This window comes from Candidatus Curculioniphilus buchneri endosymbiont of Curculio glandium (assembly GCF_964275155.1).
Taxonomy (GTDB): Bacteria; Pseudomonadota; Gammaproteobacteria; order Enterobacterales; family Enterobacteriaceae; genus Curculioniphilus; species Curculioniphilus buchneri.
Genome location: NZ_OZ193413.1, coordinates 715,974 through 728,365 on the forward strand (window position 1 = coordinate 715,974; position 12,392 = coordinate 728,365).

The window sequence follows — 12,392 nt, forward strand, 5'->3', positions numbered from 1 at the left end:
TACAATAGTTGGTATTATATTAAAATAATTATTTGTTCTGTAGTGAAAAACTTTATGCTGTCAAAGACAAATATTTCTATGGGACATTTTACGTAGTAAAATGTCAAATACATTCGATTATATATAACTACTCTTTTTTTATAATACAATAAATCAATTCTTTATTTAAAGGATTCTATTACTTATTATATTATGTAAAATAATGTATCAAAACATCTGTTATTTTTCCTTAAATGAACTTAAGAATACACATAAATATATGCTATCTAAATAATTTGATTAATGCCATAAAATATATGATTATCAATAGATAACAATCTAAATATGTCATTTCTTTTATACAAAAACAATATAAAATATTATTTATAGTTCTTACTTGGTTAAGTTTACTTATTTAATAAAAATTTTTGTTGGTCTTATAGTGCATAAAACCATGGATATTAGTATTAAAAAAGAAATAATTCATTCTTTCATAAAATAATACACACAGTCATTACTTGTATACTATTACTAACCAGTAGTAATGCTATTTACGTTATATTGTAATATTTATAAAAAAGTATAAAATTATTCTTAATAGAATTATTCAATATGTTTCAAAAACTATATATTGTTGATTGATTAAAAAGTTATCGCTTCTATTTACATAGATAATATCTATATTAAATATTCTACATAAAAATATATGATCACAATAAACTACCGATTGATTAAATATATTTTTAATAATAAAATCAAACATTGACTAAAAAACCTTTTTAGGTTTTTCAAAAAAATGATAAAAAATTTAAGCAGCATTGCTTCCATATTATCTTCATGGTATCAAATATTTCCATATGGAAAGAAATTGAAATTGTTTCGTGAAATTGTAGGGAAAAAATTAGTAATCCAACGCATGTCACTCGTTCTAACCGATTATTCTTATTTGCTCTAAGAATTGGTATTCGAAATCGATAGCGATATGGCCATAATAGCGGAACCCCAGCTGGGGTTAGCATATCTGCTATGATATGGCTTGTATAACCTACAATCATAGCGTGTAATACATCCAAAGGAATATCTATTGATTTATATAGGTTGAGAAAAGTAAGAAAAAAAATACCCATAGTTATCGCTAATAAGCTATGGGTAAACCCTCGATGACCAAAAATTTTAGTAACAAGTAACGATAACCATCGTAAATTATATCCTAATATTGATCTAGGATGGTCAATATCCGGTAATAGACAAGTTAATAAACTGCCAATCACAGCATGCCACCAATCACCTTGAGCCAAGGCTAATGAAAGCGGAATTTTTTTAGCTAATATTATATTAGCTAAAGAGAAAAGCAAATGTCCTTTGAATGTCATAAATAGTATTGTATGAATAGTTGTATATTTATATAATATAATTTTTAAAGAAAAAGTGATTGTGATAAAACTTATTACATGAGTTTCATGTATCTGATATATTTTTTATGCTAACATACTATTATCTTAACATACTACATACCATATGTATGGACATGCTCATATAGCATCTAGTTTTCTATAGAAATTAAATAACTGCCTTATATAATTATATTTTAAATAATACATACGATATAATTATCGTAATATAACAGATTATTTTAATTTTTCTAGTTATTAAACTAACTAATTTTAATTTATAGTATTGTATGCTACATATTACATACTTATCTTATATTCTACTCAATAATACAAAGATATAAATTTTATTGATCTAACAAATAGAATATTGAAATATTAAAGTAGTAATTAATAGAGTTATTAAATACGACAAATAAGCATGTTATACAACAATATAAATTGACTGCTTATTTTTTATATTTTTTAAAAAAAATTATTTATTCTAATCTGCGTATTTAAATATTAACCATCTTAATCTTTTTTCGTAAAAAGAGTGTCACATCAAATCTATTAATTCAAATTAACTATGAAATGTTATTTTTTCACGTTCTACACCAGTATGCAAGACAATAGAAGTATCAGATTGCATATGAATAGAAAGTATTCTGCTTTAGTAATTAATACATTACCTCGTACTTTAATTACGAAGAAAATATATCCATTAAATTTCAATTGACAATAAAATATAAAATGCATGTACATGACTATGTCAAGAAAATACCATTTTAACTTTAAATAAAGTATTCATTCTTTATTTTAATTAAAATATGAATATTATGTTAGATACTCTTACATTTAATTAATTAAATTATAATCTTTGTCTAAAAGACTGGAAAACTAATGACCATATTTAAAATAGTCAATTTTAAAAAAATAAATTCTTAATTATTTTCTATATTGCGAATAGTGCCTTTTCAATTTTTCAAGTTGATGAATACATGCGTCATAGTGTGTACCTGTTATAAATCGTCTAGGTTTACTTTTATTTACTTTGTTTAATGTTAAATCTCACCTATCAATATTACGGCCCTTAAGTTACTAAAACTTGACAGAAGCTGTATTCTTGAACTAAGAAATACAAGCCGTATCTAGATTAAGAAAAAATAAAGAAATTAAATTCGTCTTAATGCATCTAGTGTTCTAAACAGCAATAACTAAAAGATGCTGTCCATTACTTAAGATCAATGCTAATGATTAAATCTACGTATCACGTATTAGATAAATTTTAAATAAAATAGGAATTGTAATACACAACGTGCTTCTTCATATTGTTGCCTTATAAACTGAAATAGTTTGTCTTCATTTTTGATCTAGCTATCAAGAGCTACTTTGTTACATTCGTGAATAGATTTATCACTATATAAAGTTCATGGTTTCGCTATAAATACAACACTATATGATTTAAAATTAAAAACTTAAATGATCTTTATGTACTTTCTAAATAATCTAAAACGATGTTATGGTGATTGCTAGGCTTGAAATTTTCAAAAGTTTTTTCAATGATACCGTTTGTACCCACTAGAAAACTAATACGATGAATTCCGTCATAAGTTTTACCCATAAATGTTTTCTTACCCCATACGCCGAATTTAATGGCAATTTGATGATTCTCATCAGAAAGCAAAGTGAAATTAAGAAGTTCCTTTTCATAAAAAAGTAAGAGTTTTTCAGGTTTATCAATACTAATTCCTAAAACTGATACTCCAGCTTTATTTAAAGCATCCATATGATCGCGTAATTTACAAGCTTGTATGGTGCAACCTGGTGTCATTGCTTTTGGATAAAAATAAACTAATACCCTTCGTCCTTGAAAATCACTAAGCTGTATCAGCTCGCCTTCTTGATCAGGAAGGATAAATTTTGGTGCGATATCACCGACTGTCAGTAATTTCATTGTAATCCAAACTCCGTTTTTACTAATTTTTTTAAATATGATTAGAGTGTTTCATGTTTCTAATATTGTCTGGAACATTAAATTTTATTCAATATATAGTATAATTATTATATTATTAATAGAATGTATTAATAGATAATAGATAAAATCTTTTTTAACAATTGCAATAACTAAATAAAAACAACAAAACCAAATTAGTTAGTTTTATGTTAAAAAAGGTTATCAGTGATCTAATATAACAAAAAAATATTTTTATAATGCAATTTTAAATATAAAAGTTAAATAAATAATTGTGATACTAGTAAATTTCGTTTATATATACATTTTGCTATCGTCGGATCATTTTGTATAAAAAAGCAATATAGTTACTTTTTTATATAGTCTGATTATGATAACAATATCCATTCCTCATACATTTTCTATACGAACATGCTAGAATAATGATTGATTCACTTTAATCAATCACTAATTAATAAAAAAATTTATGAAAAAACTAGAAATAGAAAGAAGAATGATTTTTACAGGAAGTATAGTTGCATTGATTACTCCAATGACAAAAAATGGTTTGATAGATTGGAATAGCCTAAAAAAATTAATCAATTATCATGTTAATAATGGCACTACAGCGATCGTTTCCGTAGGAACGACTGGTGAAACAGCTACTCTAAATTGTAGAGAACATTATGATATAGTAATGAAAACTCTAGAAATTAGCGATGGCCGTATTCCTATTATTGCAGGCACTGGTGCAAATTCAACTGCCGAAGCTATTGCCTTAACCTCTCGTTTCAACGACAGTGGTATAGTAGGATGCCTTACTGTTACACCTTATTACAATTGTCCTAATCAAGAAGGACTCTATCAACATTTTAAGGCAATTGCAGAAAGTACTGAACTTCTACAAATATTATATAATGTTCCGATGCGTACTGGTTGTGATATATTGCCATCTACTGTGGCTCGTTTATCAGAAATAAAAAATATTATTGGTATTAAAGAAGCGACAGGAAATTTGAATCGTGTAAGTAAACTCCGAGCATTAATTAATGAAAAGTTTTTACTGTTGAGTGGTGATGATGCTAGTGCATTGGATTTTATGCAACTAGGCGGACAAGGAGTTATTTCAGTCACAGCAAATGTTGCTGCAAAAGAAATGGCACAACTATGCACATTAGCAAGAACAGGAAAGTACACTGAAGCACATTATTTAAATCAACGCCTAATGCCATTACATCATAATCTATTTATTGAGCCTAATCCTATACCAGTGAAGTGGGCCTGTAAAGCTTTGGGATTAATAGAAACGCACACCATGCGACTACCAATGACACCATTGACTAAAAAAGGCAGTCAAGTTATTAAACAAACATTAATCAATGTGGGATTACTTTAACTGAGAATTAGAATATTTAATTTAATAGGTTATTTAATTAATGATACAATTAATTTTAAAAAAAATACTGTGCATTTATTTTATTATATTGCTTTTATCTTGCACAAGCAATACAAGCTATAAACACCAGTGTAATGGAAGTCACCACTATTTAAAAGTATCACCTCTGCGTTCTCTTTCCAGTCCATCCGATACAATTCTACCTCATCCAACTGATGATTATAAAATTCCTCCTTTAGTAGCACATAATAGCAAAATTGGAAAATCTTTAGACATTCGGCCACCAACATAACAATATTATCCGAAAAAATTCGTAAATAAGTAGGACATTTAGTGAGAGAATCTAACATTCTGGCTGGGAACTTGCATATTAATTGACTTTATTTTTTATGCAAGCAGAACTACATAAATGATTTATAATGCATCCTATCAAATATATAAAAAATAAATTATTGATATATTAGAATTATGTATCAATAGAAATTGAGAATTAAATAAAATTTTTATACATCTGACAAGATTATCAAAACAATCTACTGATACTATCAGTAGATACAGTAGATAAGATAATACGGGTATTTAATAAAATATATTTGTTCGTTTTTTTAAATTGATACAAACTTTGTTATATTACCTACGTGATTCAAAGTGTTAATGCTAAATAATTTAACAATCTATTGACGACTTGCATCATGTTACAATGACAATAATTTTGACGCATTATATTATTAATTTTTTATAATAAAACAACATTTATACTAATAACATGATAATTAATAATCATTAAATGATGTTTTGTAATTAGTCCAGTTATATTGGAAATATAACTTATTAATAAAATGTACGATAAAATTAACTATTTAATCATTGTCATTTAAAGTATTTTTCTATAGATTATTTTCATAGAAATATGATAATTTTTAAAAAACATCTATAAGTTAACTATAACTTATTATTGTAGAATTTAAATTCTTTTTAGAAAAAGTTAAGTTAATAATCAATATATTAAGGTGATTATTACTTGTTGTTTATCCTAGAAAAAACGAACCGTCTATAGACGAATTTCATTAAGATATAATTTATTTTTTATGATATTATGCCTAATAATTAACTTTATGTTAGTTCTTTGTTGACAATCATCTGATTGTTATCAGGAAATTTCTACAACAAAAATGAAAATATACAGGCATCACTATATTTAATCAACATTATTTTAAATCTTCAAATAAGCATAGTAACACGCTAAAGTCGAGTAATTTTATTACTAATAAACAACAGTTATAGATTATATTTTTATTTCATTAAATTTCTCTTATTTTTTAGATTCCATAAAAAAAATCAAAACTAATCTTTTTCAGATAACGGATCTATTCGAGTTAACGATATGTTATGTAATACTATTTTATGACTTAATATATAATTTATTTAAAATCTTATTAATTTAATCGTGAATAAATATATTTATGTTCAAATACTACTTGATCATATTTTAAAATAACTCAATATTAGTAAAATAATAATATAGAATATTAATCGTATTAGACTTGATTTACATTAATTAATTACCACTTAAATCAAAATATAGAGATATACTCTAATTATTATATCTTATATAGATCAAATATCTAATGTAGTATATAGAAAATAATAACTAATTAGTTATAACTATTAGTGTATAAAATATCAATATATTTATGAAAAAATTATCTTAAATATGAAGCAATATTGTTATATCTGTATGCTAAGACATTAATCAATTAGATTCGTAACTTAAAGCAATAACAACTTACGGTTGCCTATTGCTATTTTAGGTAAAAATTTTTGTTAGAAATTAGGTAATAATCCATTTGATCATATATTTTGATTGACTTTTTAAGATTTTGAAAAAGAAATCAACTTTAAAATATAATAGTGCATATCAACTTAATTTGTTTCTAATCTAATTTAATTATTAAATTGATAATAAACTATTAGTTTACTATAATAGGTGTTATCATATTCTTCTAACTGAAGATTAAAAGTTAACAATGTTTTATAACATATTAATGCACCACTTTTTATATAATAAATTTTATAATAATCACATAAACATGCTCGCAATCTTAGATTGCATAAGATATGCTAGTCTATTCAAAATTTTTGAAAATTATTTTATTCATTATTAGACGAATCCATAAAAGCTATAATATTTATAGCATATTTTTTAAAAGGTATATCCATTTTAGTGCTTGAAGAGGTGATAAATTATCCGGATTTATATCCTCTAAAGTTTTTAGTACAGGGTTCAAGGACAATTCAAGTTTTTCTTCTTGACATGGTAGAATTAATTCCGTGTCACGAATATTATCAATTTTTTTGGAAATAGGTAACATTTCTAATTCATGTAATTTTTTATATGCACGCGTTATCACATCACATGGTATACCTGCTAATGTAGCTACTGACAACCCATAACTTTTACTGGCAGCGCCAGTTTGTATAGTATACATAAAAGCAATCTCCGCTCCATGTTCTACTGCATCCAGATGCACATTAATCACTTCTTCTACTTCTTCCGATAAAGTTGTAAGTTCAATATAATGTGTTGAAAATAGCGTCATTGCTTTGATATATTTAGCAAGTTCTTCTGCAAAAGCCCAGGCTAACGATAAGCCATCATAAGTTGAAGTACCGCGACCAACTTCATCCATTAATACCAAACTTTGACGTGTAGCGTTATTCAAAATATTAGCTGTTTCTGTCATCTCTACCATAAATGTAGAGCGGCCGGAAGCTAAATCATCCGTAGCTCCAATTCGGGTAAAAATTCGGTCTACTGGACCAATCGTTGCTTGATCTGCTGGAACAAAACTACCGATATAGGCCAATAAAACAATTAAGGCATTTTGCCTCATATAGGTACTTTTACCTCCCATATTCGGTCCAGTAATGATTAACATACGTTGTTTATCAAATAATGATAAAGAATTAGCAATAAATGGTTTTTCATCGAGTACTTGTTCTACTACTGGATGACGTCCACCAATAATATATATTCCCTCCTGTGTACTTATCGTTGGACAAACATAATTTAATGTTTCAGCTCGTTCAGCTAAATTACATAATACATCTAGCTCTGCTAGAGCTGCGGCACTGTGTTGTAATTTAGCTAAATACGGAAGTAATAAATCAAATAATTCATCATATAGCAATTTTTCCTTTGATAATGCTTTATATTTTGCAGTTAATACTGTTTCTTCATATTCCTTTAACTCAGGAATAATATATCGTTCAGCATGTTTTAGTGTCTGACGACGTACATAATGCATTGGTGCTAAATGGCTTTGTCCACGACTAAGTTGGATAAAATATCCATGTATAGCATTAAAACCAACTTTTAATGTATCTAATTTTGTTGTTTTTCGTTCACGTAATTCAAGTTGTTCAAGATAATCAGTTTCACCGTCTGCTAAAGCACGGTATTCATCTAGTTCTATGTTATATCCTGATGCGATAACTCCACCATCTCGAATAAGTAATGGCGGTGATTGAACAATCGCACGTACCAACAAATTATACAATTCCTTAAAATTGCCTATTTTTTTTAAAAGTGTGAATAAATAACAAGAAGACACTTGTTTAGATAGTATTGTTTGGATAATTGGTAATTGTGCAAAAGCATGGCGCATTCGCATTAAATCACGTGGTCGAGCTGAACGTAATGCTAATCGCGCTAAGATACGTTCTAGATCACCAACTTGGTGCAATAAAGGTTGTATTTTCAATGTTATTTCTTGTAGTAATCGAATGCTTTCTTGTCGTTGGATCAACGTACTGACTTCTTTAGTAGGCATATTGATCCAACGTTGTAACATTCGACTGCCCATTGGGGTAGATGTAAAATCCAAGATTCTTAATAAAGTATTTTTATTATCACCATTTATATTTTTAGTCAATTCTAGATTACGTCTAGTGTCTGCATCTAGTAGAACGCTATTATTTTGATGTTCAACAGTAATAGCTTGAATATGTGGAAGGGAAGTACGTTGTGTATCTTTAGCATATTGTAGTAAACAACCGGCAGCACGAAGAGCCAACGGTACATGTTCAACGCCAAAACCAGTCAGATTGTATGTGCCAAATTGTATGTTAAGTTGTTTATGGGCAGTTTGTAATTCAAATTCCCAAATGGGACGACGCCGTAGATTACGGCAATTTTTAATTATCGTTAAATCTTGCAATGTTTCAGGATACAGTAGCTCCGCTGGATTAGTTCGTTGTAACTCCTCGGACATAGCATTTCGGTTGATTGGTTCTGATACTAAAAATCGGCCAGAAGCAATATCTAAAGTAGCGTATCCAAAACCATCTGAAGATTGCCATAGAGCGGCTAATAGATTATCTTGATATTCATTTAGTAACATTTCATCACTGAGTGTACCTGGAGTAACAATACGTGAAATTTGGCGTTCAACAATCTCCATTTTAGTAGTAGAATCTTTAATTTGTTCACAAATAGCCACTGATTCACCTAGTGCGACTAGCTTAATTAAATAATTATCTATTGCATGATAAGGTATACCGGCCATAGGTATCGGCTGTCCGGCAGAGATACCGCGATTGGTTAAAGTAATATCTATTAGTTGTGATACACGTTTAGCATCATTATAAAATAATTCATAAAAGTCACCTATGCGATAAAATAATAAAATGTCTGGATGACATGCTTTAAGCTTTAAATATTGTTTCATCAAAGGAGTATGTGATTGAATCGTGGTAATGTTTTGTTCATTATTTTTCAATTTATTTATTCTCTGATTGATTTTAATATCGTTACTTTCTATATCATGTTCTTCGATATTGAATATTCTTTCTAATTGTTAATTTAATAACATATTTTATTTTTTATTCAAGAATAATATGTTCCAATAACATTAAGTAATTATTCATGATAAATATATTTATGTCCGTTTTGAAACCTTAATGTTCTGTATTGTAGTTAGTATAGTAAGATGTATTAAATAATTTTTGATATAACTGATTGACTAATATCAATAAAAAATTTTTTACTAAAAAGTAGATTGATTGTATTTTATATATTATATTTAATCTATCATAAGGTAGAGCATAAAAAAGATATTATAAAATTATTGTGATAAGATTAATTATTAAATAATAATTAATCTTTAGTTGTAAATTTATTTAGAATGCGAATCTACATAATAGATAATTCGAGTAAAAATAGTAACAATTAAGTTTTAATATTTTTAAAATTATTAAAATATTAAAAATAAAAAAATAAAGAATATAATTTAATAACATGAATTCACTTTATATTGGATGTTGTAAACTTTTAAAAAAGAAAGGCATGTCTACTTAATCTAATACGTTATTTTAGTTAGATATATTATTGTAAATAACGTACATAAATTAAATTATGGTTTTATTAAAAAATAACAATCTATTTATTATTAATATTTAGTATTATATTTTACTTATACATATATTGTATAAAATTCTTTTGTAATAAAAATCGTTTTTTATCATGTAAATAATAAATACTACTTTATTTTATAATACAATGGAAATATGGAAATGTAGATGCAATCTAAAAATAACTATTTAATTTTTATAATTAGATTTAATTTGTTTCATAAACATAATTCATCTTGAAAAGATGCTAAAATTTTTGTATATATAAAAGTATTTAAATACTAAATTTTAAACTTTTAAAGCATAATCACGTATTTTATACTATATAAAGTTTATAATAAATTTACAAATTGATATATAATGTATTAACTTGATAAGCCGTATGAATACAATATATATAATATATTGTTCATTAATGGATGCATGATATAAAAATGATGACTTTTACAATTAACAAAATTACTATAAGATATATAAATCATAAAGATCATTTTACGAACTAGAATTTTATTCTGATTTATTTTGTATAAATCGACAAGTGACATGATCATGTAGTTGTGTTATTTAGTTTTTACTATATGATGCCAATGTATTTATCGTTGGATAGTTATATTACGCTTTAAGATGACAGCTATTATTTTAATAGGGTTTTTTTATATTTAGTAAAAATATTAGGGGTGATTATTCGTTCAATATTATTTATCACTATAATTAATACTGATTACTAGCAGTAGTTAAATTAGCTATCCATTTTTATTACATTAAGATTTTTTTATGTTATAAATAAATAATATAAAAGAATATACCAATTAAAATTAATGCGTGCATTGTGTTCATATTACATTTATTAATGTAGTAATATTTATTTCTAATAAACGCAATTAAAAAAACAAACAATTGCAATTTCTCTTTTATTTATATATAAGTTAAAAATAAAATAGTTTTTATATTACTTTATTCGGCTTGATAGTGCATCGTCATGGGGTGTCGAGGTCGGAGGTTCAAATCTCTCATGCTGATAAACTTTTGATCAAAAAGCATCTAGTTTTTTGTAGCAGTTAAATAACTGTCTTGTGGAAAATTTGTGTGGTTTTACTTGGCGTTTCATAATATATATTGTTCAATATACGATGTTTATCGTTATAATCAAACATTATTCGTTATAGATAAAATAGAGTCAACTTATTAGAGTTATTGTCATAAACACGATGATACTAAACATGTCAATATTTTATTGAATTAAATATTTTAAAAATTTGCCATTATTATTAAGTTGATTTATCGTCAGATAACTCTTTTCAGGGAAAAACTAAATATTTTTTGACTATGAGAGTATCTCAGCTCTAGTTAAAATCAAGTTATCTTACTGGAATAAAAATATTTTAAAATTAAATTTTATTTTGTTATATAACCATCATTTCATATTGCAGAGACATGCTTAAAATGGTCAAAGATTCAACTACAGAGGCATTACAAGTACGTAACGCTTTATTAGCTTGTGGTTTGGAAACACCTCTTCGAGAGGATATTCCAAATAATAAAATTCGTACACATCTAATTACTGAACATATGACAGAAATTATGGTTTTACTTAACTTAGATCTAACGAATGATAGCCTTGCAAAAACACCTCATCGTATTGCTAAAATGTATGTAGACGAATTGTTTTCTGGTTTAGATTATGCTAACTTCCCAAAAGTTAACGTTATTGAAAATAAAATGAAAATAGATGAGATGGTTACAATACGTGATATTACTTTAACTAGTATCTGTGAACATCATTTCATTATTATTGATGGAAAAGCAACCGTTTCCTATATCCCTAATAATCACATTATCGGTTTATCTAAAATAAATCGTATTGTGCAATTTTTTTCCCAGCGTCCACAAATTCAGGAGAGGTTAACACAACAAATTTTTCTAGCTTTGCAAACTTTACTCGATACTAAGAACGTAGCAGTATCTATTAATTTTTTGCATTATTGTGTAAAAGCACGTGGCATCCGAGATGCAAATAGTACTGCCACAACAATATCATTGGGAGGATTATTTAAGTCAAATAAAAATATTCGTCAGGAGTTTTTGCTTTTTTCTACTCAACACACTAGATAACAATACATTATATATCAATTTGTAAATTTATTATAAACTTTATATAGTATAAAATACGTGATTATGCTTTAAAAGTTTAAAATTTAGTATTTAAGTACTTTTATATATACAAAAATTTTAGCATCTTTTCAAGATGAACTATGTTTATGAAACAAATTAAATCTAATTA

The 12,392-nt window shown here is 26.4% G+C and carries 6 protein-coding genes; 3 read left to right on the forward strand and 3 right to left on the reverse strand.

Translation table 11 applies throughout. The features are described from left to right. Positions 1-767: 767 nt before the first annotated feature. Complete coding sequence (locus ACICP0_RS02165; RefSeq protein WP_395479669.1) at positions 768-1,352, reverse strand: metal-dependent hydrolase; 585 nt, start codon at positions 1,350-1,352, stop codon at positions 768-770. Positions 1,353-2,838: 1,486 nt separating this feature from the next. Beyond that, positions 2,839-3,306: a thioredoxin-dependent thiol peroxidase gene (gene bcp / locus ACICP0_RS02170; protein ID WP_395479670.1), complete on the reverse strand. Its 468-nt coding sequence runs from the start codon at positions 3,304-3,306 to the stop codon at positions 2,839-2,841. Between the two features lie 514 nt (positions 3,307-3,820). Between bcp and dapA the strand changes: the two genes are divergently transcribed. Then, positions 3,821-4,699, forward strand: a complete 879-nt coding sequence (dapA, locus tag ACICP0_RS02175; protein ID WP_395480247.1) for a 4-hydroxy-tetrahydrodipicolinate synthase — start codon at positions 3,821-3,823, stop codon at positions 4,697-4,699. A gap of 40 nt (positions 4,700-4,739) precedes the next feature. Continuing rightward, positions 4,740-4,991 carry an outer membrane protein assembly factor BamC gene (gene bamC / locus ACICP0_RS02180; RefSeq protein ID WP_395479671.1) on the forward strand — a complete coding sequence of 84 codons (252 nt, stop codon included), beginning with the start codon at positions 4,740-4,742 and terminating at the stop codon, positions 4,989-4,991. 1,897 nt (positions 4,992-6,888) lie between these two features. Here the strand turns inward: bamC and mutS are convergent. Continuing rightward, the gene (mutS, locus tag ACICP0_RS02185) at positions 6,889-9,429 is read right to left on the reverse strand and encodes a DNA mismatch repair protein MutS (protein WP_395480248.1); all 2,541 of its coding nucleotides are present in this window, start codon (positions 9,427-9,429) and stop codon (positions 6,889-6,891) included. 2,125 nt (positions 9,430-11,554) lie between these two features. Here mutS and folE point away from each other — a divergent pair. Continuing rightward, positions 11,555-12,223, forward strand: coding sequence for a GTP cyclohydrolase I FolE (gene folE / locus ACICP0_RS02190; RefSeq protein ID WP_395480249.1), 669 nt, complete (start codon positions 11,555-11,557; stop codon positions 12,221-12,223). Positions 12,224-12,392 lie beyond the last annotated feature (169 nt).